Source organism: Streptomyces sp. CA-251387 (assembly GCF_050936625.1).
GTDB lineage: Bacteria > Actinomycetota > Actinomycetes > Streptomycetales > Streptomycetaceae > Streptomyces.
In genome coordinates this window covers 8342416-8367323 of the sequence record NZ_JBNJMJ010000001.1, presented here as the reverse complement: position 1 = coordinate 8367323, position 24908 = coordinate 8342416, and the positions used below count along the sequence as shown (strand labels likewise).

Genomic DNA, 24908 nt, shown 5'->3' with positions numbered 1-24908 from the left:
CGCCGGGGCGCAGTCGCGTCCGCCCACTTACTCGGGCAGCACGAGCTCCAGCTCCAGCCAGCGGGCCAAGTCTTCGATCTCCCCGCCGATCTCGGCGCTCATGGTCTTCGTGAACGGCACATCCTCGTGGACGGCGTTCACCCGCAGCACCCCCGCCTTGCGGTCGGCGGTGGCGTCGAGCTTGCCCACCAGCCGGTCGCCGTACAGGATCGGCAGCGCGAAGTATCCCCAGCGGCGCTTGGCGGCCGGCTTGTACATCTCCAACTGGTAGTCGAAGCCGAAGAGTTCGGTGGTCCGCTTCCGGTCGTGGAGCAACCGGTCGAAGGGCGACAGCAGAGCAGCCCGCCCCGCGAACGGCTGCCCCACCTGGGCCGGATCGACACGCCACTCACCCCGCACCCCCTCGACGACGGCCGGCTCACCGGCCTCCCCCACGTCCGCCGGCTCGACCTGGCACTCCGGCCCCCGCGCCCGGGCGATGCCCAATGCCCGCAGCCGTCGCTCGTCCCGGAGGCGCAGTGCCTCCTCGACGGGGACCGCGGGAGCGTCGGGGTAGACCCGCTCGGCCAGGTCCCACAACCGGTCCCCGCCTCTGCGCCCCGCCACGGCGACCTCGCCGCGCTGCACCATGAGCTCCCCAGCAGCTTGGTCACATTGCGGTTGTCGCTCCACCCGCTCGACTTCCACGGCAGCGCGCAGGTGTCGGGAAGCTCGCGGGAGGACAACGGCCCCGCGGCGCCGAGCCGGTCGAGGATGTCCCGGCGGCAGGCATCGTTCGCGCCGACCCACTTGCGGTGATACTCGCGCCAGGAGGACGGCGTCCCCCGCTCCGGCCACTCGGCCATCTCGGCACGGTACAGCGCGAGATCCTCACCGGGCCGGACCATCGCCTGCAGCTCCAGCAGCGTCCGGTCGGCCAGCGCGGCGGTCAGGTCGGCCGGTGAGTACACCGAGGACCCGAGCCGGCTCCACGCCACGAGGTCGGCGTTGGGCGCGATGGCGGAGGTCGGGTCGATCTGCAGCAGGGTGAGCCGCCGTACGACGTCCAGCAGCCCGTCCAGCCGTGCTCTGTCCAGCAGTTGGGCGCGGACGGCTATACTGCACGTGGGCCATGAACCCGGCCTCGAGGGCGTCGAAGCCGTCAGCGGCGGCATGAGTGAGGGTGCGGGACGCGGTCAGGTCGGCGGGCCGGTCGTACGCCGGCTTCCTCGGGAATGAACGCGCGGTGCCGTGTTGGTGGCTGATCGGCATGCTGCTCCCCTGCCCCCTCGCTCTCGTCGTCCTTCGATATGGCACCTTGATCCTGCCGCACGCCACTGACAACGCCCCCTGTGGAGCAGCCTCATGACCGACGCCCCGCACTCCTTCGAGGTGCTCCCCGGCGCCGACGACTCCCCCGTGATCCTCCATGTGCCGCACTCCGCACGGGAGATACCGCCGGCGGTCCGCGAGGGCCTTCTGCTGGACGACGCGGCGCTGGCGCGCGAGCTCGACCTCATCACGGACGCGCACACGGCGGAGCTCGCCGCAGCCGCGGCCGAACGGGCGTCACTGACGCCCTGGCGCTTCGTCAACCGTCTCTCCCGGCTGGTCGTCGACCCGGAGCGGTTCCCGGACGAGCGGGAGGAGATGCTCGCCGTCGGCATGGGCGCCGTCTACACGCGGACCACGCATCTCGCGGATCTGCGGCCCGCGGACACCGACCCGGAACCCCTCATCGAGCGGTACTTCCGGCCGTACGCGCAGGCCATGACGGACGCCGTGGCCGATCGGCTCGCCGTCGCGGGGCGCGCCGTGATCATCGACGTCCACTCCTATCCGACCGCCCCGCTCCCCTACGAGCTGCACGGCGAGGGCCCGCGGCCGCCGATCTGCCTGGGCACCGACCCCTTCCACACGCCGCCCGAGCTGCTCGCCGCGGCCCGGGAGGCGTTCGCCGCGTGCGGGGAGACGGGGCTCGACAGTCCGTTCAGCGGTACGTACGTGCCGCTGGAGTTCTACGGCACCGAGCCCCGCGTCGCCGCCCTGATGATCGAGATCCGCAGGGACACGTACATGACGGAGCCGGGCGGTCCGGCCGGTCCCGGACTCACCCGGCTCGCGCGGGCGTTGGCGGCGCTGGTGGACGCCGCCTCACGCTGACCCGATGGCTCAGGCCCGCAGCCACTCCGTCACCACGACTTCCCCGCCGGTCCGCAGCCGCAGGGCGAAGGGGCCGCTGGGCGGTGCGTCGCTGGTGAAGCGGCCCATGTCGTCGGCCACGACCGGGGTCGCCGTCTGCGGGCCGCCCAGCACCTCGATCCGCGCCTGCTGCGGGGGCAGCACCTGCCCCATCAGCCCCTGTGCGGTCACCTCCACGTCGACGGTCACCTCGCCGGCGCGGAAGGTCAGCATCCGCGGTACGTCCGTCGCTCCCCTGACCGGAATGGCGTCCACGACCGAGTCGAACGTCAACTCCGCGATACGGGCGTCGAGGTCGTGCAGTGCGAACGCCTCGACGGCGATCTGCCGCAGCTGGGCCGGCACGGGGTCCAGGATCGCGGCGGCCTGCCGGAGTTCCTCCTCCAGCAGCTCGACGTCGAACCCGTCGTCCCCGGGGCGCCCGTCCTCACCGAGGGACCCGTCGTCACCGAGGGGCTGCCCGCCCGTCACTTCGTCGTGCATGTCGTCGTTCACAGCGCCCCCCGTGCGTCGAGTCGGGCCCGAAGGCGGCGCAGACAGCGCTGGCGCAGCGGTCCGATGCTGCCCACGGCGATGCCCAGTGCGGCGGACACCTCCTGGTAGCTGGGCGGCGGCGAGGCCATCAGGACGCGCAGCAACTGGCGGCAGCGCTCGCCGAGTTCCTCGAACTCCTGCCACATCCAGCGGATGCGTTCGGACTCGGCGGCCGCCTCCTCCGAGTCCAGGACCGACTGTTCGGGCGTACGGTCCTCGCTGACCCGGTCGAGCAGCTGCGGATCGCTCGTCACGGTCAGTCGCCTTGAGCTCTTGAGCACCTTCAGACACTCGTGCCGTGCGGTGCTCGCGAGCCATGACCCGGCCTTCTCGGGTTCACGGATGCGCCCGAGGTGCTGGGCGAAGCGGAACCAGACGGTCTGGTACACCTCGTGGGCGTCGGCGTCGCCCAGCCGGTGCGCGCGCACGACGGACCACACCAGTGGGCTCAGCCCTTCCACGAGCGCCTTCCAGGCCGCCGCGTCGCCGTCGACGGCGGACTGGACCAGCGCGCCGACATCTGCTCGGTCCACAGCCCCACCCCTCGTGTACGGCAAGTCATCGTACGCCGCGGAGGGGACGGTTCCGACCCTCATGACCGAGGAGCCGGCTGCATGACGGGGACAGGGCGCCAGGTCGGGGGGCGAAGTGCCGGCACGTGCGCCCCGCGCACCTCCGCGAACCCGGAGTTCGCCGCAAGCATCTTGTACCGGGCGACACGCGGATCGGACTCCTGCTGCGCGGTCATGTGCGCGGCGATCATCCCGGCGACGACGGGCGTGGCGAACGAGGTGCCGCTCCAGTGCGCGAACCCCTCGAACATCACCTGGTCCGGCTTGGTGGTGCGGCCCTCCTCGCTCAACACGCCGGTGTGGCGCGGGGACTGGCAGCTGCAGGAGTAGCCGAAGCCGTACCGGCAGGCGTCGTAGGTGGAGTGCTGGTAGATGTACGGCACGGGCGCGTCGAAGCCGGTGAGGACGCTGGTGAGCCGCTCGCCGGGCGCGTACGCCTTCACCCAGGCGCCGTGGTTGCTGAAGCAGGCGCCGAACTCACCGTCGCTGCGCAGCGCGCCGACCGACAGCACGACGTCCTGGTAGTCGGGCAGGTCGGCGTAGGCGGCGGGCCAGAACGGCGTGGCGCTGCCGTTGTTGCCGGCCGCCGCGACGAGCAGGGTGCGCTGTTCGCGCAGCTCCCGCATGAAGGCCTCCACGCCGAGCAGGCCGTCGGTGCGGCCGTTGGAGGTGCCGGCGGAGAGGCTGAGGATGTCGGGCCAGCCGCCCGCGTCGACGGCCTCGAAGAGCTTCTCGCCGAACTCGGACTCCAGGATGGCGCCCGCGTCGTTGAGGGAGTTGCGGACCGTGACGTTCGTGTTGGGTGCGACGGCGGCGACGAGCCCGGCGATGAACGTGCCGTGGCCGACGTACTGCTGGAGGACGCCGTCGTCGTCGCACTCCTTGATCTGCGCGTCGCCGTCGGTGTGGGCCAGCAGCGGGTGGGACCGGTAGTCGTGCATGAGCCCGGTGTCGACGACGAGGACGCCGACGGCGGTGTCCGGGTCGTAGGTGCCCTCGGCCGCCGCGGGGTTGAGCTCCTCGGTGGCCGGGACGGGAACGGGCTCGTCGCCGGGGCAGGAGTTGACCGCGATCGTGACGAGGTGGTTGCGGCTGACCAGCCGGCGCCGGGCCCGGCCCTCCGTCTCCCGCAGGGCGCGCAGGGCGTGCGCGACAGGACGGTCGCCGCCCCGGTCGCCCTCGCCGGGGTCGCCGACCTGGATGCGGGTGATGCCCGAGCGGTTGGTCTGCGGGCTCGCGCGGCGCACGTGGTCCTGCACCAGGTCCGGTTCGGCGGTGAAGTGGGCCCGTACGGTGTCCTCGACGAGGCGGGCGTCCTCACCGTCGCGGACGAGTACGTAGCCCTTCTCGTAGATGAACTCCGCGGAGTCGTCCGGTCCCATCGCGAGCGGTACGTCGGGCATGGAACGCTGGATCTGCTCGAACTGCTCGTGGAATCGCTGTGGTGCCATGGCGTGTCCTCCCCCTGAGACGACGGTCTCCAGTCAGAGCCGTGCGGTCGCTCATTGATACAGCGACAAACCGGTGTGGCACGGTTCCGCGGCAACTACCATCCGTGGAGTGACAGCGGGAAGCGACTCGGTTCTCGAACTGCTGCCGATGGTGTTCGCCGCCCCGAACGACGCGCTGGCGAGGGCGGAAGGGGTGCTCGACGCCGATCCGTCGCCGTTGCACGCCTCCGTCGCCCACCAGGTGATCGGCATCTGGCAGCGGGACTGGGGCGACATGCGCATCGCCCTGTACCACCTGCGCCGTGCCCGGGATCTGGCGGCGCGCGCGGAGTCGGCCGACCGGGAAGCCGACGTGCTGGCGGCGCTCGGGGTCGCGTTGGTGCACGCGGGGCGCACTCAGCAGGGGCTGGCCGCGCTGGAGCGCGGGGTCGAGCGCGGCAGCGGACACACGCGCGCCCGGGTGCTGTTCCGCCGCGCCTACGCGCGCTGGGTCCTGGGCCATCACCGGGAGGCGCTGGAGGACGTACGCCGGGCGATACCCGTGCTGCGGCAGATGGACGACGTCATCTGGACGGCGCGGGCGCTGACCCTGCGGGCCACCGTGCATCTGGCGCTCGGCGCCGTGGAGCGGGCCGATGCCGACTTCACGGCGGCCGAGGCGCTGTGGGACACCACGGGCCAGGAGCACGACAAGGCCGACGCGGTGGAGAGCCGGGGGCTCGCGGCGTTCCGGTCGGGCGACATACCGGCGGCGCTGCGGCTGCTCGACGAGGCGGAGGAGCGGTACGCCAAGCTCGGCACACCCACCTTCATGCTCAACATCCGCCGCTGCGAGGTGCTGATGGCCGCCGGCCTGGCCCCGGAGGCGCTGGCCGAGGCCGACGCGGCGATCGCCGTGCTCGACGGCATCGGCGGCCAGTCCACCCGCAAGGCCGAACTGCTGCTGGCCGCCGCGCGTGCCGCGTTGTCGGCGGGCGACGCGCACACCGCGATCGCGCGCGCGGACATGGCCGTACGGCTGTTCGCGGGGCAGCGGCGCAGCTGGTGGGAGACGCATGCCCGGCTGGTGCTGATCGAGGCGCGGGTCGCCGCCGGGCGCAGTTCGGGGCGGCTGGTGGCCGACGCGGCCGCGGTCGCGGAGCGGCTGGCCTTCTTCGGCGCGCCGGCCGCGCCGGAGGCCTCGCTGCTGGCGGGCCGGATCGCGCTCGGCCTGGGCTGGCGGGCCGATGCCGAGCGGCATCTGGCGGTCGCCGCCCGCAGCCGGCGCAGCGGGCCGCCGCTGGCGCGGATGACGGGCTGGGCGGCGCAGGCGCTGCGGGCCCGGGCGGCGGGGTCGGGGCGGGGCGTGCTGGAGGCCTGCCGGCGCGGCCTGGACGTGCTCGACGACCACCGGATGACGCTGGGCGCCTCGGAGCTCAGGGCCCGTGCCACCGCGCAGGGCGCGGAGCTCGCGGCGCTGGCCCAGCAGGCCAGCCTCGACTCCGGCAGCCCCCGGCGGCTGCTGGTGTGGAGCGAGCGCTGGCGGGCCACCGCGCTGTCGACGCCGCCGACCCGGCCGCCGGCCGACCCGGAGCTGCAGAGCGACCTGACCGCGTTCCGGGAGATCGCGGCCCGCGCGGAGGCCGCCCGTATGGAGGCCCGGCCCGTTCCGGCGCTGGAGCGCGAACAGCGGCGCCTGGAACGGGAGATACGGTCCCGGACGCTGCACCTGCGCGGCGAGACGCCCGGCGACGGCTATCGCTTCGACCCGGGCCGGCTGCTCCAGCGGCTGGGCGACGACGTACGGCTGGCCGAACTCGCCGTGCTGGACGGGCGGGTGCAGGTGCTGCTGTGCGGGCAGGGCCGGGTGCGCCGGTTCGAGGCCGGGCTGCTGGCGGAGGCGGAGACCGAGGCCGAGCACGTCCAGGCGGGGCTGCGGCGGCTGGCGCATCCGGGCGCGGAGGGGCGGCTGCCGGTGGTGGAGGCCGCGGGGCGGCGCCTGGAGGAGCTGCTGCTCGGTCCGGCCGCGGCGCATCTGGGCGACGGCCCCGTGGTGGTCGTACCGCCGGCCCGGCTGCACCGGGTGCCGTGGGCGCTGCTGCCGTCGCTGCGGGAGCGGGTGCTCAGCGTGTCACCGTCGGCGAGCGGCTGGCTGCGCGCCCGGGAGACCGAGCCGCCGCCTGGTGGCCGCCACGTGCTGGTGCGCGGGCCGGGATTGGCGACGGGCGGCGCGGAGGTGCCCCATCTGGCCTGCCGGTACGGCGGTGCGGTCGTCCTGGAGCACGCCGACGCGCGCGTGCCGCGCGTACTGGAGGAGCTCGACGGCGCCGCGCTGGCCCATATCGCCGCCCACGGCACGTTCCGCACGGACAGCCCCCTGTTCTCGTCACTGCGGATGGCGGACGGGCCGATCGTCGTGCACGACTTCGAACGCCTGGACCGCAGCCCGTACCGAATCATCCTCTCCTGCTGCGACACCGCCCGCTTCGCCTCCGTCGGCGCCGACGAGCTGCTCGGCCTGGTCACCGCGCTGCTGCCCCTCGGTACGGCGGGCGTGGTGGCCTGCACGGCACCCGTCAACGACGCCGCGGTGGTGCCACTGATGCTTGCGCTGCACAAGGGCCTGAGTGAGGGGCTCTCCCTGGCGGAGGCGCTGCGCGACGCGCGGGCGGCGCTGCCGGGCGACGCGCTGCATCAGGCGACGGGGTGGGCGTTCTCGGCGTTCGGGGCGGCCTGAGCAATCGGCTTGTTCTGTGCGGCCTGCTGGATGGGGGAGGCCTGCTGGACGGGTCTGTTGGGTGCGGTCTGATCGCCTCCCTCACGCCGGCTGCGCGTCCGGCAGTTCCACCAGCCACGGCAGGGCCCTGCGGTCGCCGGCGCCGAGGCGGGTGTAGGCGCTGTACAGGTGGTTGCCGACCGTGCGGACGGACAGGGTGAGCTTCTCGGCGATCTGCCGGTTGCTCAGTCCCGCGGCCGCCAGCGTGACGATCTGCCGTTGCCGGGCGGTCAGTTCGCCCAGGACGAGCCCGGACAGCGCCGGGGTGCGGGCGCCCTGGCAGCGGCGGGCCAGGGCGACGGCACGCGTGCGTGCGGTGCGGGCGGCGCGCGGGTCGCGGTGGGCCCGTACGGCCTGGGCGTGCGCCTCGGCGGCGAAGAGCAGGAAGCCGCGCTCCTGAAGCTCTTCGGCCGCCCGGTCGAGCGCGGGACCGTCGCCCTGGGCGAGCGCGTCGGCGTGCGCGGCGAAGACGCCCGTGAGCCGACCCGCGGCCAGCTCGGGCGTGCCACGGCGGACGGCGTCGTACGGGTCGTACGGGTCGTACGGGTCGTACGGGTCGTATGGGTCGTACGGATCGCCGGTGAGCGCCTCGACAGCCCCGTCGGCGGCGTCGCGTACCGTTGCCGGCCGGGTGACCGCCCCACCCCCGTGGGGGCGGCCACCCAGGATCTTGTGCGCAGCCGTCGTATCGCCCGACTGCACTGCGGCGAGGGCGAGTTCGAGGCGGCAGGAGTGGTCCTCGGTGCCGTCCCGCAGCCCCTCCCGCGCCCACGCCGCGGCCTCGCGCAGCTCTCCGCGCAGCCGTGCGAACCGTGCGCGTACGGCCGCGTATCCGGCCGGCACCGGTACGCCCTCCGCGACCAGCCACTCCCCCACGGGCGTCGGCGTGGCGCGTACGTCCGCCCGCTCGATGCGGCGGCTCAGGTCGGCGCGCTCGGCGTCGAGGGCGGGCCCCCACCGGTCCGGCGAGCGAAGCGAGATGGAGGTCCCGCCGGCCGAAGACCGACGGAGGGACAGCCGCCTCGCCCGCAGCCTGCCGGCTGCGGCCCGCAGCACCGGGCCGTGCAGGGGGTGGGCGAGGCGGACGGCGCCCCGGTCGTCGATGCGGACCAGGGCGTCGGCCTCCAGTTGTTCGAGGGCGCGCAGGTCGAGTCGGTCCAGCTCAGGGTCCAGCGGCAACGGCTCGGCGAAGGCGAGCCGGTCGAGGGTCTCGCGCTCTTCGGGGCCGGTGCGGTCGAGGACCTGCGCGGTGCGCTCCCGCAGGGCCGGCGTGACCGGCACGGGGCCGCGCCACGCCCACTCGTCCGAGTCCGGGACGCGGGTGAGCAGCCCACGCTCGCGCACCGCGTCCACCAGGTCGCGCAGCAGCCGCAGGTCTCCCTGGCACAGTCGGTGCAGCCGGTTCACGGTGAGCGGCTCAAGGGCCTCGCCTGCGGCTGCACCCGCCAGGAGCCGGCCGGTCTCCTCGCGGTGCAGCGGCTCCAGGGCGAGGCGGGGCAGGAGTTCGCCGGTCCACAGGCGGGAGATCGCGCCCGGGACGGGGGCGCCGTCGGTGGTGACGACCAGGAGACGGGTGCGTCCGTGCACGGCCAGTTGATGGACCAGGGCGGCGGAGGCGTCGTCGAGCAGGTGCGCGTCGTCCACCAGCAACAGCCGTACGCCGGACAGGTGCTGGAGCGCGGCGTGCAGGGAGGCGGTCTCGGGGACATGGTGTGCGAACGCTGCGAAGCGGATCCCACGGGTCTCGGGGGTGCCGGTCACCCTGGCGCAGTCGGTGCCGCGGACGGCCTCGGTGACGAGGCGGGTCTTGCCGTAGCCCGCCGGTCCCGTGATCACGATGCCGTGCCGGCCGGCGGTCAAGGAGCCGCGGGCCAGGTCGAGTTCGTTCTCCCGTCCGGTGAACGGCCAGGGCAGTTCCCGTGTCTTCGCGTCCCGTTCGAAGGTCGTCACGGCAATAAGAGCGCGGTGACTCACCCCTGATACACAGGTACTTGAGTAGCCCCCGACTCAGGCGCCCGCGACGGGCCGACGGCACTCTGTTCGCATGACCGCACGCTACTGCTCCCTCGCGCAGGCGTCGGCCCCCGTCTTCGCACCGGGGCTGGGCGCCGAGCGGCTCAGTGCGCTCATCAGCGGTCGCCGGATGTGGGTCAACGGCACCGTGCTGCACTACTACTTCTTCGACCGGGACTCCGACGGCTCCGCGACCCCGGACCCGGAGACCGGGCACGTCCGGCAGGTGTCGTGGGTCGGCAGCAAGGAACAGCAGGACCTCGTGCGCGAGTGCTTCCAGGAGTGGCACGGCCTCGGCGTCGGGCTGTCGTTCGTGGAGGTGCGCGACCGGTCGGAGGCCGAGCTGCGCATCGGGTTCCAGCGCGGCGACGGCTCCTGGTCGACCGTCGGCAAGGACGCGCTCCAGGTCGGCCTGAACGACCGCACGATGAACTTCGGCTGGGATCTGACCGCGCCCGGGGAGCGCGGAACGGCCCTGCACGAGATCGGGCACGCGCTCGGCATGCTGCACGAGCACCAGAGCCCGTTCGCCGGCATCCACTGGGACGACGAGGCCGTGTACGCCGATCTGGCGGGCCCGCCGAACTTCTGGAGCCGGGACAAGACGTTCTTCAACATCCTGCGCAAGCTCGATCCGGACGAGGTCAACGGCTCGGTCTGGGACCCGCACTCGATCATGGAGTACCCGTTCGCGGCCGGGATGATCCTGGAGCCGGAGCAGTTCCGGGCAGGCCTGAACCCGCCGGGCCTCCTGTCCAGGGCCGACAAGGAGTTCGTCCGCCGCTGGTACCCGCCGGCCGAGACGCCGGGGCCGCGGGAGCTGGTGCCGTTCCGTTCGGCGCCGCTGCGGCTGGGGCCGGCCGAGCAGGCCGACTTCGTCGTCGAGCCGCCGGAGACCCGCGAGTACACGGTGGGCACGTTCGGGGACGGTGACGCGGTCGTCGTGGTCTTCGAGGAGCGGGACGGCGAGCCCCGCTACCTCACCGCCCAGGACGACGGCGGCACCCCGCACAACGCCACCGTCAAGGCCCGCCTCGTCAAGGGCCGCCACTATGTCGTCCGGGTGCGTCTGTACTCCAGCTGGGGGTCGGGGGAGACAGCGGTCATGTGCTGGTGACGGCACGGATCCGCTGCCACGCGCGGACGCGACAAGTCCACAGTCCGGCGCCGGGGGAAGCGGCCGGGCCGTAGGCCGCCTTCGGGGGAGGGCGACGTGCGGCCCGGCCGCGCCGACGCCGGCGACCGGCGGTCGCGCCGGCTACAGCTCCCGGTTGAAGACCACCATCGGCCGGCCGGGGCCGTCGTAGTCCTCCTCGACGCGCGCGTCGAAGCCGAGGGCACGGTGGAAAGCGATGGAGCCCTTGTTGCCGACCGAGGTGATCGCCTTGAGGCGGACCGCTCCCTGGCCTCGGGCCGCCTCGGTGAACTCCGTGTAGAGCCGGCGCCCCAGACCGCTGCCGCGGGTGTCGTCGCGGGTGGCGATGAGGTGGACGTATCCGGTGCGGTCCGGGGTGACGAAGCCGATGACGTATCCGCGGATGCCGTCCTCGGCACGGGCGACGAGACACGTGGCACCGAACTCCTGCACCAGCACCGGCTGATGGAGCGCGCGCAGGTCGCGCTCGCCCCAGTAGCGCGCGTGGTCCTCCACCACCTGGCGGAGGACCGTGACGTCGGCGGGGACGATCTCGATCGGCATGAACCCGATCATGACACGGGCCGATCGCGGGTCGCCGTGCGGCGGACCGTTTCGGCCAAGGCCTCGCGCACGCCGGGCGGTTCGAGAAGCCGGGCCGGTCCGTTCACCTGCGTCGCCACTCCTGCGCCAGGAGCTCGTACGACCGCACCCGGTCCGCGTGGTCGTGGGTGATGGTGGTGATCAGCAACTCGTCGGCGCCGGTGGCCTCCTGGAGCTGTTCCAGCTGGTCGGCGACTCGGCCCGGCGATCCCACGAACTGTGTGTCGACGCGGTCCTGCACCAGCACTCGTTCCTCGTCGCTCCACGCGTGGGCGCGGGCCTCGTCGGGGGTCGGGAACTCGATGGCGCCCTCGGCGGTGCGGATGCTGCGGACCCACAGGCCGTAGCCGGTGGCCAGTTCCCGGGCGGTCGCGTCGTCCTCGGCGACGACGACGTCGGCGGAGACACTGACGTACGGCTTGTCCAGGAACTCGGAGGGCTGGAAGAAGGAGCGGTAGCCCTCCACCGCTTCCAGGACCGTGGCAGGGCTGACGTGGTAGTTCGCGGCGAAGCGCAGGCCCCTGGCGCCCGCGGTCTCGGCGCTCTCGCCGCCGCTGCTGCCGAGGATCCACACCTCCACGTCGGCGCCCTCGCCCGGCACGACGTGTGCCTCGACGCCCTCCGGGGAGCGATAGGTGCCGGCCAGCAGGGCGAGGATGTCGTCGATCTGCTCGGCGTAGCCCTGCGACTCGGCACCGGGGGGGAGGAGCAGCCTGCGCTGCAGCGCGATGCGGGGTGAGCCGAGCAGGTGCTCGAAGGAGAAGCGGGGCGGGATGAGCAGGCCGTTCGGGGCGCGGCCGTCGATGACCGGGGTGGCGGTCGCGACGGTCGCCTTCTGCCCCGGCGGGCGGCCGCCCGAGCGGCCCAGGCCCAGGTCGAGCCGGCCGGGGTGCAGGGCGTCGATCAGGCCGAACTCCTCGACCGCGGACAGCGCGGTGCGGTGACCGAGCTGCACGGCCCCGGAACCGAGCCGGATCGTGGAGGTCGCCGCGGCGGTCAGCGCGAGGACGATCGCCGGGGACGTCCCCGCGACACCGGGGTTGAGGTGGTGCTCGGCGAACCAGTAGCGGGCGTAACCGAGTCGCTCCGCCTGCTGGGCGAGGTCGATGGAGTTGCGCAGGGCGTCGGCGGCCGTCGATCCGGAGGAGATCGGGACCAGGTCGAGCACGCCGAGGGGGATGTCAGACATGGACCGGCTCCTCATCGGTCGGTGATGCCGGAAGCACCGGGCCCCATGCGAACGGCGGATCCGGGATGTCCTTGCGCAGCACCGGCGCCACCGCCGACTGGAACAGTTCCAGCGAGTCGCGGTGCTGGGTGTCGGTGAGGCCGCTCGCGTCGGCGTGGACGTGGACCGCCGTGTGGCCGAACTGCTCGTGGTAGCGGTGCACCTTGTCGATGACCTGCTGCGGACTGCCGATCAGGGCGGAGCTGCGCTCGACGAAGTCCTCCAGGGTCTCGAACACGACGGGGAGTCCCGTCTGCCGGTAGAAGGCGAGGTTGGCCTCGAAGACCGGCCGGTACGCGGCCAGGGCCTCCTGGGAGGTCGGCGCCACGTGAATGCCTGCCGTGCCGGCGCCGATCGCGATGTCGGCGGGGTCGTGGCCGTAGTGTTCCCAGCGCTCGCGGTAGTGGCGGATCAACTCGGCGTACGGCTCCATGGGGTGGGTGACGTTCGCGGAGAACAGCGGGTCGCCGTAGCGGGCGGCGAGGTCCACCGACTCCTTGCTGGTGGCGCTGCCGTGCCAGACCCGGATGGGCCGCTGGTACGGTCGCGGCCACACCTCGGCGTCCGTCAGCGGCGGGCGGAAGCGGGTCGCCGCGGTCACCTTGTCCTGGCGCCAGATCCGCCGGAAGACCTCGTAGCTCTCGGCGTTGCGGTCCCACTGGTCCTCGGGCGTGACGTGGAACAGCTCGCGCTGGGCGGCGCCGTTGCCCTTGCCGATGATCAGGTCCAGCCGACCCTCGGAGAGGTGGTCGAGGGTGGCGTAGTCCTCGTAGGCGCGCACCGGGTCGAGCAGGCTGAGGGTCGTCACGGCGGTGAAGAGCCGGATGCGCTTGGTCAGCGCGGCCACGTGGCTGAGGACGACGGTCGGGGACGAGGAGATGAACGGCCGCTCGTGCCGCTCCCCCACGCCGAAGCCGTCGAAGCCCAGCTCCTCGGCCAGCAGGGCGTTGCCGAGGACGTCGCGGAAGCGGTCGTGGGTCGTCTTCTGCACGCCGGTGACCGGGTCGGGCCGGTGCACGATCAGGGTGATGGCGATGAACTTCACGACGCGACCCGCTCGTCGCGGGCACCGTCCGGGTGGGCGAGCCCGAGATGATCGCGCAGGGTCGTGCCCTCGTACTCGGTGCGGAACACGCCCCGTTCCTGGAGCAGCGGGACCACCTTGTCGGCGAACTCGTCGAGGCCGGTCGGGGTGATGTGCGGGACGAGGATGAAGCCGTCACTGGCGTCGGCCTGGACGAAGTCGTTGATGGTCCGGGCGATGGTGGCCGGGGAACCGACGAAGTTCTGCCGGTTGCCGGTGTTGATGACCAGGTCGCGGATGGACCAGTTGTTGGCCGCGGCCAGTTCGCGCCACTCGCGGGCGGTGGCCAGCGGATCCCGGTACATGCGGACCTGGGCGCGGCCCTGGGAGATGTGGTCGTCGCCGACGTCCGGGTCGATGTCGGGGAGGGGCCCTTCCGGGTCGTACGCCGACAGGTCCTGGTTCCAGACGAACTCCAGGTGCTTGAGGGCGGTGGCCCCGCTGACCTGCCGGCGGCGTACCTCGCGGGCCAGTTCCTCGGCCTCGGTGTCGGTGTCGGCGAGGGCGAAGGTCGCGGCGGGCAGGACGAGCAGCTGGTCGGGGCGGCGGCCGTACTTGGCCAGGCGGGACTTCACGTCGGTGTAGAAGGCCTGGCCCGCCTCGAGCGTGCCGTACCGGCTGAAGATGGCGTCCGCTTCCGCGGCGGCGAACTCGCGGCCCTCCTCTGAGTCGCCGGCCTGGAAGACGACGGGGCGGCCCTGCGGTGAGCGTGGGACGTTGAACTGTCCGTGGATGTCGAAGTGCTGTCCGGTGTGGACGAAGGCACCGGCCTTGGCGTCCCGCAGGAAGGTGCCGGTCTCCTGGTCGGCGAGGATCTCGTCGCCGTGCCAGGAGTCGAAGAGTTCGTTCGCCGTGGCCAGGAACTCCTTGGCGCGGGAGTAGCGCTCCTCCTGGGGCAGGAAGCCGCCGCGGCGGAAGTTCTCGCCGGTGAAGGCGTCCCAGGAGGTGACGACGTTCCAGGCGGAGCGGCCGCCGGAGAGATGGTCGAGGCTCGCGAACTGGCGGGCGACCTCGTAGGGCTCGTTGAAGGTGGAGTTGATGGTGCCGGTCAGGCCCAGGTGCTCGGTGACCGCGGCGAGAGCGGCGAGGACGGTGAAGGTGTCGGGGCGGCCGACGACGTCCAGGTCGTAGATCTTCCCGCCCTGTTCCCGGAGCCTGAGTCCCTCGGCGAGGAACAGGAAGTCGAACTTGGCGCGTTCGGCGGTCCGCGCGAAGTGCGCGAAGGAGCTGAACTCGATGTGGCTGCCCGCCCGCGGGTCGCTCCACACGGTGGTGTTGTTGACGCCGGGGAAGTGGGCGGCCAGGTGGATCTGCTTGAGCGGCTTGGTCATGGCTGCGGTTCCTTCCGGCTCAGACGGTTGCCGCGGCCGCGGCTGCGTAGCGGTTGGCGGGGCGGGCCAGGCCCAGCAGACCGCGCAGGGTGTCGGCCTCGTAGGCGCGGCGGAAGGCGCCCCGGCGCTGCAGTTCGGGGACCAGTCCCCGGGTGATCGCCGGGAGGTCGTGGCCGGCGACGGCGGGCCGCAGCCGGAAGCCGGACAGGCCTGCGCTGTGCAACTCCTGGAGCAGGTCGGCGAGTTGGTCGGGCGTGCCGGTGAAGACCAGGGCGTCGCTTCGGTACGGCTGTCCCGCGAGCGCGTCGAGCCGTTCCCGGCGTGCCCTCGCGCGGGCGGGGTCCTCGTCGAGGAAGACCACGAGGTCGCCGAAGATGTGCAGGGGTTCGGCCGTCCGCCCGGCGGCGTTCCGCTCGGCGCGGATCTGGGCGACGACGGCGCGGGCCTCGTCGGCGTCGTACGGGGTGACGTAGCCGATGTCGGCGGCGCGGGCCACGAGCCGGTACGGGACGGTGTCGTGGGCGAGGGCGCTGACGATCGGCTGGCCCTGGGGTGGGCGGGGCGTGATGGAGGGGCCCTTGACGCTGAAGTGCCTGCCCTCGAAGTCGATGTAGTGCAGCTTGTCGCGGTCGATGAAGCGGCCGGTGGCGGCGTCCCGGATCTCCGCGTCGTCCTCCCAGCTGTCCCAGAGCCGGCGCACGACCTCCACGTGGTCGGCGGCCTCGTCGAAGAGGTCGGTCACCACCTCCCGGGCGGCCGGGCTGTCGTAGGCCTCGATGCGGGCGATGGTGCGGCGGCCGAAGTGCGCGGCCTCGTTCGGGCGGGCGGTGATCTGCACGCGCAGGCCTGCGCGGCCGGAGCTGACGTAGTCGAGGGTGGCGATCGCCTTGGAGATGTGGAACGGCTCCGTGTGGGTGGCGACCACCGTCGGCACCAGGCCTATGTGCCGGGTCAGCGGTGCCACGCGGGAGGCGATGAGGACGGCGTCGAGGCGGCCGCGGACCTGGTCGGTGCGCTCGTCCGGGTCCAGCCAGTGGGAGGACTGCGGGCCGAGGCCGTCCTCGATGGTCACGAAGTCGAGCAGCCCGCGCTCGGCTTCCGCGACCAGGTCGGCCCAGTAGGCGGCGGTGAACAGGTCCCGGGGCCGCGCCACCGGCTCGCGCCAGGACGCGGGATGCCAGCCGGTGCCGTCCAGCGCGACGGCAAGGTGCAGGGAAGAAGAAGGAGTTGAGGACACGAGTGGGTGCCTTCCTGGAAGCCCGCGAGGGGAGGGCGGCCGGCCCCCGTGATCGGTGACCGGCACCCGACGACTGTTCAGGAGTTGTCCAGCGGCAGGCCGGGCGGATTGACCTCCGACTTGGCCACGGCCTCACCCGAGAGGTTCCAGGCGGCGAGCCACCTCGCGTACTGGCCGTGGTCGATCAGGTAGTTGATCGCGGCGGCGAGAGGCTTGGCGAGGCCGCTGTCCTTCTTGGCGGTCGCGGCGATCAGGCCCTGGAGGGTCGCTCCGGCCCCGGAGAACCGGCCCGCGATCCTGGTCGGGTCGGGTGTGCTCGCGCTCTGGGTGACGTGGTAGGAGAGGTTGGGGCTGGGGCCGAAGTAGGCATCGATCTTGCCGCTGCTCAGGGCCAGGTAGGTGCTGTTGCTGTCCTGGAAGTACTTGACGGTGAGCTTCTTGCCCTCGCTCTGGAGCTTCTTCTGCCACTCCAGCAGGATCCGCTCCTGGTTGGTGCCCGCGCCGACCGAGACGGTCCTGCCGGCGAGGGCCTTGTAGTCGCCGTCGAAGGCGAACTTCGAGGACTTGAGCGTCTCGAAGGCGAGGTCGTCCTTGCGGTAGGAGGCGAACTCGTACTTCCGCTTGCGCTCCTCGGTGTCGGTGATGTTCGAGAAGCCGACGTTCACCTTGCCGCTGTCGATACCGACGAAGAGGTTCTCCCAGGTGAACCGCTTGACCTCGGGCTCCAGGCCGAAGACGGCCGCGACCAGCCGGGCCAGGTCCACCTCGGAACCGGTGAGTGTCTTCTGGTCGCTGCCCGTGAACCCCAGCGGCGGTGCCCCGGAGGGAAGGGTGCCGGAGCCGATCACCAGCTTGCCGCTCTTCCTGACGGCGTCGGGCAGATCGTCGCTGATGGACTTCACCTCGGAGACCTTGAGGGTGGCCTCCTTGGCGGCGCCGTTGGACAGGCGGCCCACGGTGACCGTGCCGGCGGTGTCGGTCCGGGTGGCCGCGTCGCTGTCACCCCCGCAGGCGGCGAGGCCGGCGGCGAGGGTGGCGACAGCGGTCGCCGCGGTGATGCCGCGGAACAGGCTGTGTCGGGAGATGTGAGTGGGCATGGCTGTCCTTGTCGTTCAGAGTTCTTGATGAAGGGGGTTCAGAGGACCTTGCCGAGGAAGTCCCTGGTCCGTTCGTGCCGGGGCTTGTCGAGGACTTCGGAGGGCGGGCCCTGTTCGACGATCCGGCCGCCGTCGATGAAGACGACCTGGTCGGCGACCTCGCGGGCGAAGCCGATCTCGTGCGTGACGATGACGAGGGTGGTGCCGCTGGTCGCCAGGTCCTTGATGACGGAGAGGACTTCCCCCACGAGCTCGGGGTCGAGGGCGGAGGTGGGCTCGTCGAAGAGGATGACGCCGGGGCGCAGGGCGAGGGCACGGGCGATGGCGACGCGCTGCTGCTGCCCGCCCGACAACTGCCGTGGGTAGGCGCCGGCCTTGTCGGCCAGGCCGACGCGGTCGAGGAGGTCGCGGGCGAGTTCCAGAGCCTCGGGCTTGGTGAGCTTCCCGGTCGCCACCGGGGCGGCGGCCACGTTGTCCAGGACCGTCAGGTGCGGGAAGAGGTTGAAGTTCTGGAAGACGAACCCGATCCGGTTGCGCTGCGCCAGGATGGCCCGCTCGCTCAGCTCCTTCAGCCGCTCGCCCTGCCGCCGTACGCCGATCAGCTCGCCGTTGAGGCTGACATGGCCGATCTCGGGCTTCTCCAGGTGGTTGATGACCCTGAGCAGGGTGGACTTGCCGGAGCCGGACGGGCCGAGGATCACGGTGACCTCGCCGGGCCGCACGGTCAGGTCGACCCCGCTCAGGACCCGGTGGGCGCCGTACCACTTGTGCACGTCGTGCACCTCGACGGCGGCGGCCGCGTGCTGGAGCGTGTCGGCGGTCATACGGCGGCCTCCCTGCGGATGCGGGCCCTGAGGTCGGTGAGAGAGGTCCGCAGTTTCTGCAGCGGGGTCGGCGGCAGGGTGCGGGTGGCGCCGCGGGCGTAGTACCGCTCGACGTAGAACTGGATGACGGACACGACGCTGGTCAGGATCAGGTACCAGACGGTGACGACGAGCAGCAGCGGCACGATGTCGCCGGGGTAGGTGGAGCCCATGGACTGCGCGGTGCCGAACAGGTCGAGCAGGGAGACGTAGAAGACCAGCGAGGTGCTCTTGATCAGGCCGATGAGCTGGTTGACATAGTTCGGGGTGATGGAGCGCAGCGCCTGCGGGAAGACGATCTTCCTGAACTGGTAGCCCTTCGGCAGCCCCAGCGCGGCGGCCGCCTCGTGCTGGCCCTGGTCGACCGAGAGGATGCCACCGCGGACGACCTCGGCGGCGTAGGCGGCCTCGTGGAGGCTGAGGCCGATGACCGCGATGACCATGTCGGTGGCGAGCCTGGACTCGTCGAAGGTGAAGAAGGCCGGCCCGAAGGGGACACCGACGCTCAGCGTCTTGTACAGAGCGCTGAAGTTGTAGAGGAACAGCAGGACCACGATGAGCGGTATCGAGCGCAGGGCCCAGACGTAGGTCCAGCTGACGGCCCGCAGCACCGGGCTCTGCGAGAGCCGGGCCAGTGCCAGCAGGATGCCGCCGAGGAGGCCCAGCACGGCGCTGTAGGCGGTGACTTCGAGGGTGATGAGGAGCCCGTCGAGGATGGTGGGCCGCAGGAACCAGTAGCCGAAGCGGTCCCACTGGTAGAAGGGGTTGGTCACCAGGCCGTGGACGAACTGGGCGGCCAGGACCAGGACCACGGCGGTGGCGATCCAGCGGCCGGGGCGCCGCAGCGGCATCACTCGCTGGGCGGTGAGCGGCTTGAGCGGGGGGTCGAGGGGCGGCGGTGCCTCGGCGAGGGACACGGCGGCGCCTGAGGGTTCACTCATGGAGGGCTCCGGCGGGAGTGGGACACCCCGGAACCACGGCGTACGTGCGGCTACGCGGGACTCTCTACGGCGCAGCGCGGCACGCGGGAACGCACGGGTACCGGGGAAGGGGCGGGCAACGGCACACCGCTCGGGCGGTGTTCGTCAGGAACGCCGGGGCTGGGAAGAGGCGTCAGCCCCGGCGGCGGGCACGGCCCGGTGCGGTACACAGTGCGCTGTTCACACGGAGCAGATCTACGGCCCGGTCGGCGACGAGGAGGTTCGCGTACGACGGAACGCAGCCCGGGGACCGGCGTGCGGCCGGCCTGGTGGCTGCGAACATGTCGTCACCCTCACTGCTACGGCCTCGGAGGCCTCGCGCTGATTGAGCCGTAAGTTAAGGCAGTTGACCGAAGGAATGTCAACGCCGGTTCGCTGAATGGAACGGCCCCCGGTCAGCCGACCTGCGGTCGCGTCCCGTTTCCGCCCGCGGCGTGGGCGGCCCAGTCCAGGATCTGGACGGCGGATCCGGCGGCCTCCAGACCGCGGCAACGGGCGTGGTGGCGACGGGCGATGGCGTCGAGGTCGAGGTGCGTCCCGAAGGCCGGGTGCGCGGCGAGCCGGCGGGCGTAGGCCCACAGGGCGGGGTGGGCGGCGATGCGCTGCACCGCGGCGGCGTCCAGGTGGTGCCGGTGCACGGTGTCGAGTTGGACCAGGCTGACCCACAACTCGACGTCCGCGGCGGTGATCTGATCGCGGATCATGTACGGGCGCCCCTCCAGCCACCGGTCCAGCGCGCCCAGCGACCGGAGCAGCGTGTCGAGCGCTTCGTCGTGCTCCGCCCGCTCGGTACCGGCGGTCCCAGCGCCCTGCGCGGCCTCCTCGATGCTCCGGGCGCACATCCGCTCGACGGCCTCGATCTCCGACTCCGCGCCGCCCGGGTACAGCTCCGGCCGGCCGCCGCCGAAGCGCCGGGCGAGGTCACGGATGATGTCGGGTGCGTACGTGCTGACGATGCGCCCGGACCAGTCGTCGCTGAGGACCGGCGCGAGGGCCGGTCCGGCGTAGCGGTGGGCGCTGGCGTCGTACAGCGGACGCAGGACGGCGTGTCCCCCGTCGGGGCAGTCGGGGACGGCGGGAAGGAAGGTCGCCGGACAGACGTCGTCCAGGTCCAGCAGGCTGTGGGCGACGGCGATGCGCAGGCCGTCCGGGCAGGCGGTGGTCAGGTGCAGGCGGTAGCGGCGCGGCACGGCGTAGTGGCCGCTGCGCGCGTCCCGGCCGATCCGGCCCCGGAAGGCCGGGGCGGTCTGCGCGGACGAGTGGGCGGCCAGCGGTGTGACGGACATGACTCTCCCCGGGGCATGCGTGTGGACGTACGCAGGGCGGAAGCGGACGCGGGCTCGGCCTCAGGGGGTCAGATCGCGCTGCAGACGCGCAGCAGATCGATGTGACGGCGGGATGTGAGAAGGGGCGAACGGCTCATTCGGCCGGTGACCGGATCTGGGTGCCCCATACTTCCCTACCAATTCACTAGGAAACTTGCTTGGAGTGTCGGTCCGTCCGCGGCCGACGTCAAGAGGGCGTCCGTGGAGCGAGCGGCAATCGGCTCTCCGCACCATTCGAACCCGAACGAACGAGACGTCCTCCGCGTCCGACACCCCGGTCCGTCGCCTCCCTCGTCGCCCACACAGCGGCCCCCGCGTGCGGCCCGTACGAGGGCGGGAGTTCGAGCCCGGCGGTCGGCGTACTGGTCGAACTCGCCGGCGACGGCCCCGCTCTCGAACTCGGCATCGGCACCGGCCGCATCGTGCTGCCGCTGGCCGTCCGCGGGGTTCCGGTGCACGGCATCGACATGTCCCGCGCTGCTTCCGCAACGTCGCCGCACACCTGGCGCCCGGAGGCTGCTTCGTCGTCGAGGTCATGGTCCCCGAGTTGCGCAAGCTCCCGCCCGGGCAGACCGCCGTACCGTTCCACGTCAGCGAGTCACGCTGGGCGTTCGACACCTACGACGTCGCCACCCAGGCGATGAGCTCCCACTACGTCACCCTCACCGACGGGCGCGCCGAGCACTGGTCCGTACGCACGCGAGCCGTTCACCGGCGAGAGCGGCAAGCACGTGTCGGTGTGGGAGGAGCCGGCCGGCTGACCCCGGTTCGGAGTGCGGGTGCCCCCGTCAGGGATTCGTCCACGCCTCGGGGTCGTCGGCGAGGCTCAGGACGTCGTCGGGCAGCTTGGCCGCGGCCACGTGGGCCAGGGTGACCTCGCCGAGGATCTTGCGGACGTTGGCGCGTACGGCGATCCACAGCGGCAGCAGGGACTCGGCCGGGCCGACGTAGGAGAGGTCGGGTGGGCGGACGCCGCGTACCGAGACGAGGGGGCCGTCCGCCACCCGGATCACGTCCGCGATGGGGATGGAGTCGGCCGGGCGGGCGAGCCGGTAGCCGCCCTTGCCGCCCCGCTGGCTGACCACGAGGCCGCCCCGGCGCAGGTCGCCCAGGATGCCCTCCAGGAACTTGTGCGGGATGCCCTGCGCCTCGGCGATCGCCTCGGCCTTGAGCGACGTGTCGTCCCCTGCCGCGGCCAGCTCCAACGCCGCCCGCACCGCATAGTCCGCCCTCGCCGAGATCCGCATGCCGAGATTATCCATCACTGCCGAGCGCTCGCCCGCCTGCGCCCCCTGGAGCCTGTTCCGACGGAGGAGCCGCCTCGCTCCGTCAGGCGGGCAGGCTGAACGGAGGATGCGCGCCGTTGAGGAAGTAGTCCCCGACCTCGCGCAGCCGGTGGGCGACCGGCTCGCGCAGGGTGTGGGTGCGCGTGTCGCGCCAGAAGCGGTCCAGGCCGTGCCGCGCGAAGGCGGCGGGGACACCGACGGCGTCCAGGGCGCCGGTGGTGATCTCCTGCGCGGCGCGGGAGGCGGCCGCCTCGGCCGCGCTGGCGAGGACGGCGATCTCCGCGCACTCCTCGTCGTCGAGGTCCTCGCCCCGAGCGAGGCCGCATGTCAGGGCCTCCACGGCCTGGTCGGCGAGGGCGGAGGCGGCACGGGCGGCGACGGCGAGTTCGCCGTACGCGGTCAGCACGTACGGGTCCTGCGGCGGACTGCCCGGCCAGGGCTGGGGGGAGAACGGCTGCCAGGCGGACTGCGCCGCCCTGCCGTGCTCGCGGACCTCACCGAGCAGTCCCTCGGCGACGCCGAGACAGAACTGGGCGGAGACCAGGCGGGCGGTGGGTGCGGCGAGACCGGCGAAGGGTGACAGGACACCCTCGTCCGCGGAGAGGGAGCCGAGCACGTCGTCGGCCGCGACCGGCACGGAGTCGAACCCCACGCCGCCACCGGCCGCCAGCCGTTGCCCGAACGTTTCCCCGCCGCTGCCGCTCACGAGCCCGGGGTGGGCGGTGTCGACGAGGACGGCGAGGGGCTCGCCGGTGCCGGGCACGGCGGCACGGACCACCAGCCGGTCGGCGATCCCGACTCCCGAGCCGTACCGCTGGTGCCCGTCCAGCAGATAGCCGCCGCCCGTCGGGGTCAGCATGAGCGGCGGTTCCTGCGAGGCGATACCGCCGCCCCAGTACCACTGCCCCGCCGTGAACGCCCGCTCGATGCGTGCGGCACGGTCGGGGGCGGCGAAGAACCGGGGGCCGGAGGACAGGAAGTAGTGGCTGCCCAGCAAGTGACCGACGGGCCCGTCGGCCGCGGCGATGGTCCGTACGACCGTGTAGGCGGTGGGCCAGTCGGCGCCCCCTCCGCCGCGTTCGGCCGGTACGAGCAGGGTCAGGAGCCCTGACTCCCGCAGCCGCGCGACCTCGTCGAGCGGAGGTTTGCCGGCCTGCTCGCGCTCGACCGCGTCCGTGGCGAGGTCGTCCGCCAGTTCACGGGCGATGTGGAGCCAGTCGTCCCGCCCGGCTCCCTGGGCGGCCGTCGCGTCCGGCGACGTCGCACCCGCTCCCCGCTCGGGGTCGCCGAAGGGGGCGTGCGGGGCCGGAGGGGCGATCGTCATGGCGTCATCCTCACTCGCTCCACGGACGAGGGTCAACACTTCCCTAGTAATTCGATAGGAAATCTAGGGAATGCGTGGGCGGGTGGCCGATTACCGCCCCCGAGTGACGAGTTCGCGAGGGCGGTGCGGCGGGGACGTCACCCTCGGCTCCCGGCGTCCGCGAAAGGAATCCGTGCCACGGGCGGCGCGGCCGTCGCACTGCGGAACGGGTGGTTCCACAGCCCTTGGGCCTCCAGCCGCGGCAGAACGCCCTCGCCGAACCAGTACGCCTCCTCCAGGTGTGGGTAGCCGGAGAGCACGAACTCGTCGATGCCCAGCCGGTGATATTCGGCGATTCGCTCGGCGACCTCGTCGTGACTGCCGACCAGCGCCGTGCCCGCACCGCCCCGCACCAGCCCGATGCCCGCCCACAGGTTCGGGTGGATCTCCAGGTCGTCGGTGCGGCCGCCGTGCAGCGCGAGCATGCGCTGCTGGCCCTCGGACTCGCTGCGGGCGAGACCGGCCTGTACGGCCCGTACCGTCTCCGTGTCGAAGCCGTCCAGCAACCGCCGGGCCTCGGCCCACGCCTGCTCGGCGGTGTCCCGCGTGATGACGTGCAGGCGGATCCCGAAGCGGACGCTCCGCCCCTCCTTCTCGGCCAGCGCCCGGATCCGGGCGACCTTCTCGGCGACGGCGGCCGGCGGCTCGCCCAGGTGAGATACACGTCGACGTGCCGGGCGGCGATCTCCCCGGCGATGGGCGAGGAGCCGCCGAAGTACACCTCGGGGACCGGGTCGGGCACCCTCGCCAGCTTCGCGTCCTCGACCTGGAGGTGCTCACCGACCAGGTCGACGGTCCTGCCCTCCCACAACCCCCGTACGATCTGGAGGAATTCACCGGTACGGCGGTAACGGTCGTCCTTGTCGAGGAAGTCGCCGTAGGCGCGCTGCTCGTGGCTCTCCCCGCCCGTGACGACGTTGAGCAGCAGCCGTCCGCCGGTCTGCCGCTGGAAGGTGGACGCCATCTGGGCGGCGAGCGTCGGCGAGACGAAGCCCGGGCGGAAGGCGACCAGGAACTTCAGCCGCTCGGTGTGCCGGCTGACCATGGCCGTGGTCAGCCACGCGTCCTCGCACCAGGCGCCGGTGGGCGTGAGCGCGCCGACGAAGCCCAGGTCCTCGGCGGCACGGGCGATCTGGCTGAGATAGGCGACCGTCGGCGGCCGGTCACGGCCGGACGCGGTGGCGGGGGTGCCGTGGCCACCGCCGACGACGTGGCGGCTGTCGCCGTTGGTGGGCAGGAACCAGTGGAAGGTGAGGGACACGGGGGTCTCCGATCGGGGTCTTTCGGTGGCGGACGGGCACGGTCGCGGCGCTCAGCCGGTGGCTGCCAGCAGGGTCGGGCGGCCGCCGAGCGCCAGCGAGAACTGGTCGGTGACCTGGGCCAGGGCCTCGGCGGCGCCGGGCGCGACGGCCAGGCTGCCGTCGTCGCCCACGGTGATCTCCTTGTCCAGCGTGAACCAGCCGGGCGTGATGTGGGCGGGCCCCATGGAGCTCAGCACGGGACGCAGGGCGTAATCGATGGCGAGGACGTGGGCGGTGGTGCCGCCGGTGGCCAGCGGCAGGACGGTCTTGCCCGCGAGCGCGTACTGCGGGAGCAGGTCGAGCAGCGACTTCAGCAGCCCGGAGTAGGCCGCCTTGTAGACGGGAGTGCCGATCACGACCCCGTCCGCGCGTTCGAACAGGGCGGCGGTCTCCACGATCGCGGGGTGGCCGAAGTCGGCGTACAGCAGGGCCTCGGGCGGGAGCGTGCGGACGTCGAGCGGGATCACCTCGTGCCCCTGGTCCCGGAGCCGGTCGTCCAGGTGGCGCAGCAGGCGGGCGGTGCGGGAGGCGGCGGAAGGGCTGCCGGAGACGGACAGGATGGTGGCCAT

General features: G+C 72.5%; 21 protein-coding genes and 3 pseudogenes. 4 read left to right on the top strand and 20 right to left on the bottom strand.

All coding sequences use genetic code 11. The features are described from left to right. Positions 1-27: 27 nt before the first annotated feature. Positions 28-672, bottom strand: a complete 645-nt coding sequence (locus tag ACQEV2_RS37185) for a DNA glycosylase AlkZ-like family protein (RefSeq protein WP_433051934.1) — start codon at positions 670-672, stop codon at positions 28-30. A 113-nt stretch (positions 673-785) separates the two neighbouring features. Then, positions 786-1154 (bottom strand): annotated as a pseudogene (locus ACQEV2_RS37180) (DNA glycosylase AlkZ-like family protein); the annotation flags it as partial. A 190-nt stretch (positions 1155-1344) separates the two neighbouring features. Here ACQEV2_RS37180 and ACQEV2_RS37175 point away from each other — a divergent pair. Then, entirely contained in the window at positions 1345-2142 is a 798-nt protein-coding gene (locus ACQEV2_RS37175; protein ID WP_433051931.1) for an N-formylglutamate amidohydrolase, read from the top strand. Between the two features lie 9 nt (positions 2143-2151). Here the strand turns inward: ACQEV2_RS37175 and ACQEV2_RS37170 are convergent, their stop codons facing one another. The 3 genes from ACQEV2_RS37170 to ACQEV2_RS37160 are packed head-to-tail and all read right to left on the bottom strand — an operon-like array spanning position 2152 to position 4738. Next, the gene (locus ACQEV2_RS37170; protein ID WP_433055079.1) at positions 2152-2664 is read right to left on the bottom strand and encodes a hypothetical protein; all 513 of its coding nucleotides are present in this window, start codon (positions 2662-2664) and stop codon (positions 2152-2154) included. A gap of 8 nt (positions 2665-2672) precedes the next feature. Continuing rightward, positions 2673-3248 (bottom strand): RNA polymerase sigma factor, encoded by a 576-nt coding sequence (locus ACQEV2_RS37165; RefSeq protein ID WP_433051929.1) that lies wholly within the window; start codon positions 3246-3248, stop codon positions 2673-2675. A gap of 59 nt (positions 3249-3307) precedes the next feature. Then, the gene (locus ACQEV2_RS37160; RefSeq protein ID WP_433051926.1) at positions 3308-4738 is read right to left on the bottom strand and encodes a S8/S53 family peptidase; all 1431 of its coding nucleotides are present in this window, start codon (positions 4736-4738) and stop codon (positions 3308-3310) included. A 148-nt stretch (positions 4739-4886) separates the two neighbouring features. Between ACQEV2_RS37160 and ACQEV2_RS37155 the strand changes: the two genes are divergently transcribed. Beyond that, positions 4887-7454, top strand: coding sequence for a CHAT domain-containing protein (locus ACQEV2_RS37155; RefSeq protein WP_433055076.1), 2568 nt, complete (start codon positions 4887-4889; stop codon positions 7452-7454). Positions 7455-7535: 81 nt separating this feature from the next. On the opposite strand, the gene ACQEV2_RS37150 is transcribed toward ACQEV2_RS37155, so the two are convergent. Next, entirely contained in the window at positions 7536-9443 is a 1908-nt protein-coding gene (locus tag ACQEV2_RS37150; RefSeq protein ID WP_433051923.1) for a LuxR family transcriptional regulator AbsR2, read from the bottom strand. A gap of 94 nt (positions 9444-9537) precedes the next feature. On the opposite strand from ACQEV2_RS37150, the gene absR1 reads away from it, so the two are divergent. Continuing rightward, positions 9538-10623, top strand: a complete 1086-nt coding sequence (gene absR1, locus ACQEV2_RS37145; protein ID WP_433051920.1) for a beta-glucuronidase AbsR1 — start codon at positions 9538-9540, stop codon at positions 10621-10623. Positions 10624-10764: 141 nt separating this feature from the next. On the opposite strand, the gene ACQEV2_RS37140 is transcribed toward absR1, so the two are convergent. The 10 genes from ACQEV2_RS37140 to ACQEV2_RS37095 all read right to left on the bottom strand — a co-directional run bounded on the left by ACQEV2_RS37140 (position 10765) and on the right by ACQEV2_RS37095 (position 20487). Further along, entirely contained in the window at positions 10765-11217 is a 453-nt protein-coding gene (locus ACQEV2_RS37140; RefSeq protein ID WP_433051917.1) for an N-acetyltransferase family protein, read from the bottom strand. Between the two features lie 91 nt (positions 11218-11308). Next, positions 11309-12433, bottom strand: coding sequence for an LLM class flavin-dependent oxidoreductase (locus ACQEV2_RS37135; RefSeq protein WP_433051914.1), 1125 nt, complete (start codon positions 12431-12433; stop codon positions 11309-11311). Continuing rightward, a complete protein-coding gene (locus ACQEV2_RS37130) occupies positions 12426-13517 on the bottom strand; it encodes an LLM class flavin-dependent oxidoreductase (protein ID WP_433051911.1) in 1092 nt (363 codons plus the stop codon). Before ACQEV2_RS37130 ends, ACQEV2_RS37135 begins: the two co-directional genes overlap by 8 nt. Then, a complete protein-coding gene (locus tag ACQEV2_RS37125) occupies positions 13514-14887 on the bottom strand; it encodes an NtaA/DmoA family FMN-dependent monooxygenase (protein WP_433051908.1) in 1374 nt (457 codons plus the stop codon). Before ACQEV2_RS37125 ends, ACQEV2_RS37130 begins: the two co-directional genes overlap by 4 nt. Positions 14888-14906: 19 nt before the next feature. Further along, positions 14907-16124, bottom strand: coding sequence for an LLM class flavin-dependent oxidoreductase (locus ACQEV2_RS37120; RefSeq protein ID WP_433051905.1), 1218 nt, complete (start codon positions 16122-16124; stop codon positions 14907-14909). Positions 16125-16201: 77 nt separating this feature from the next. Further along, positions 16202-17221, bottom strand: coding sequence for a transporter substrate-binding domain-containing protein (locus tag ACQEV2_RS37115; RefSeq protein WP_433051902.1), 1020 nt, complete (start codon positions 17219-17221; stop codon positions 16202-16204). A gap of 38 nt (positions 17222-17259) precedes the next feature. Continuing rightward, positions 17260-18045 (bottom strand): amino acid ABC transporter ATP-binding protein, encoded by a 786-nt coding sequence (locus ACQEV2_RS37110; protein ID WP_433051899.1) that lies wholly within the window; start codon positions 18043-18045, stop codon positions 17260-17262. Next, on the bottom strand, positions 18042-19025 hold the full coding sequence (locus ACQEV2_RS37105) for an amino acid ABC transporter permease (RefSeq protein ID WP_433051896.1): 984 nt from the start codon (positions 19023-19025) through the stop codon (positions 18042-18044). The genes ACQEV2_RS37110 and ACQEV2_RS37105 overlap by 4 nt, the downstream gene beginning before the upstream one ends. 434 nt (positions 19026-19459) lie before the next feature. After that, complete coding sequence (locus tag ACQEV2_RS37100) at positions 19460-20350, bottom strand: glutathione S-transferase C-terminal domain-containing protein (protein WP_433051893.1); 891 nt, start codon at positions 20348-20350, stop codon at positions 19460-19462. A gap of 68 nt (positions 20351-20418) precedes the next feature. Continuing rightward, on the bottom strand, positions 20419-20487 hold the full coding sequence (locus ACQEV2_RS37095) for a putative leader peptide (protein WP_433055073.1): 69 nt from the start codon (positions 20485-20487) through the stop codon (positions 20419-20421). Between the two features lie 228 nt (positions 20488-20715). Between ACQEV2_RS37095 and ACQEV2_RS37090 the strand changes: the two are divergent. Continuing rightward, positions 20716-21150 (top strand): annotated as a pseudogene (locus ACQEV2_RS37090) (SAM-dependent methyltransferase); the annotation flags it as partial. Positions 21151-21177: 27 nt separating this feature from the next. On the opposite strand, the gene ACQEV2_RS37085 reads toward ACQEV2_RS37090, so the two are convergent. The 4 genes and pseudogenes from ACQEV2_RS37085 to ssuE all read right to left on the bottom strand — a co-directional run bounded on the left by ACQEV2_RS37085 (position 21178) and on the right by ssuE (position 24908). Beyond that, entirely contained in the window at positions 21178-21636 is a 459-nt protein-coding gene (locus ACQEV2_RS37085) for an RrF2 family transcriptional regulator (RefSeq protein ID WP_093910565.1), read from the bottom strand. 82 nt (positions 21637-21718) lie between these two features. Continuing rightward, the gene (locus tag ACQEV2_RS37080; protein ID WP_433051889.1) at positions 21719-22999 is read right to left on the bottom strand and encodes an acyl-CoA dehydrogenase family protein; all 1281 of its coding nucleotides are present in this window, start codon (positions 22997-22999) and stop codon (positions 21719-21721) included. A gap of 137 nt (positions 23000-23136) precedes the next feature. Then, positions 23137-24299 (bottom strand): annotated as a pseudogene (locus tag ACQEV2_RS37075) (LLM class flavin-dependent oxidoreductase). Between the two features lie 51 nt (positions 24300-24350). Beyond that, positions 24351-24908, bottom strand: a complete 558-nt coding sequence (ssuE, locus tag ACQEV2_RS37070; protein ID WP_433051887.1) for an NADPH-dependent FMN reductase — start codon at positions 24906-24908, stop codon at positions 24351-24353.

What these genes read in the sequence shown, in the direction of transcription:
- ACQEV2_RS37175 (WP_433051931.1), top strand. Translation starts at nt 1,345, where the DNA reads ATGACCGACGCCCCGCACTCCTTCGAGGTGCTCCCCGGCGCCGACGAC.
- ACQEV2_RS37170 (WP_433055079.1), bottom strand. Translation starts at nt 2,664, where the DNA reads ATGCACGACGAAGTGACGGGCGGGCAGCCCCTCGGTGACGACGGGTCC.
- ACQEV2_RS37160 (WP_433051926.1), bottom strand. Translation starts at nt 4,738, where the DNA reads ATGGCACCACAGCGATTCCACGAGCAGTTCGAGCAGATCCAGCGTTCC.
- ACQEV2_RS37155 (WP_433055076.1), top strand. Translation starts at nt 4,887, where the DNA reads ATGGTGTTCGCCGCCCCGAACGACGCGCTGGCGAGGGCGGAAGGGGTG.
- absR1 (WP_433051920.1), top strand. Translation starts at nt 9,538, where the DNA reads ATGACCGCACGCTACTGCTCCCTCGCGCAGGCGTCGGCCCCCGTCTTC.
- ACQEV2_RS37140 (WP_433051917.1), bottom strand. Translation starts at nt 11,217, where the DNA reads ATGATCGGGTTCATGCCGATCGAGATCGTCCCCGCCGACGTCACGGTC.
- ACQEV2_RS37135 (WP_433051914.1), bottom strand. Translation starts at nt 12,433, where the DNA reads ATGTCTGACATCCCCCTCGGCGTGCTCGACCTGGTCCCGATCTCCTCC.
- ACQEV2_RS37125 (WP_433051908.1), bottom strand. Translation starts at nt 14,887, where the DNA reads ATGACCAAGCCGCTCAAGCAGATCCACCTGGCCGCCCACTTCCCCGGC.
- ACQEV2_RS37115 (WP_433051902.1), bottom strand. Translation starts at nt 17,221, where the DNA reads ATGCCCACTCACATCTCCCGACACAGCCTGTTCCGCGGCATCACCGCG.
- ACQEV2_RS37110 (WP_433051899.1), bottom strand. Translation starts at nt 18,045, where the DNA reads ATGACCGCCGACACGCTCCAGCACGCGGCCGCCGCCGTCGAGGTGCAC.
- ACQEV2_RS37105 (WP_433051896.1), bottom strand. Translation starts at nt 19,025, where the DNA reads ATGAGTGAACCCTCAGGCGCCGCCGTGTCCCTCGCCGAGGCACCGCCG.
- ACQEV2_RS37100 (WP_433051893.1), bottom strand. Translation starts at nt 20,350, where the DNA reads ATGTCCGTCACACCGCTGGCCGCCCACTCGTCCGCGCAGACCGCCCCG.
- ACQEV2_RS37085 (WP_093910565.1), bottom strand. Translation starts at nt 21,636, where the DNA reads ATGCGGATCTCGGCGAGGGCGGACTATGCGGTGCGGGCGGCGTTGGAG.
- ACQEV2_RS37080 (WP_433051889.1), bottom strand. Translation starts at nt 22,999, where the DNA reads ATGACGATCGCCCCTCCGGCCCCGCACGCCCCCTTCGGCGACCCCGAG.
- ssuE (WP_433051887.1), bottom strand. Translation starts at nt 24,908, where the DNA reads ATGGCCACCATCCTGTCCGTCTCCGGCAGCCCTTCCGCCGCCTCCCGC.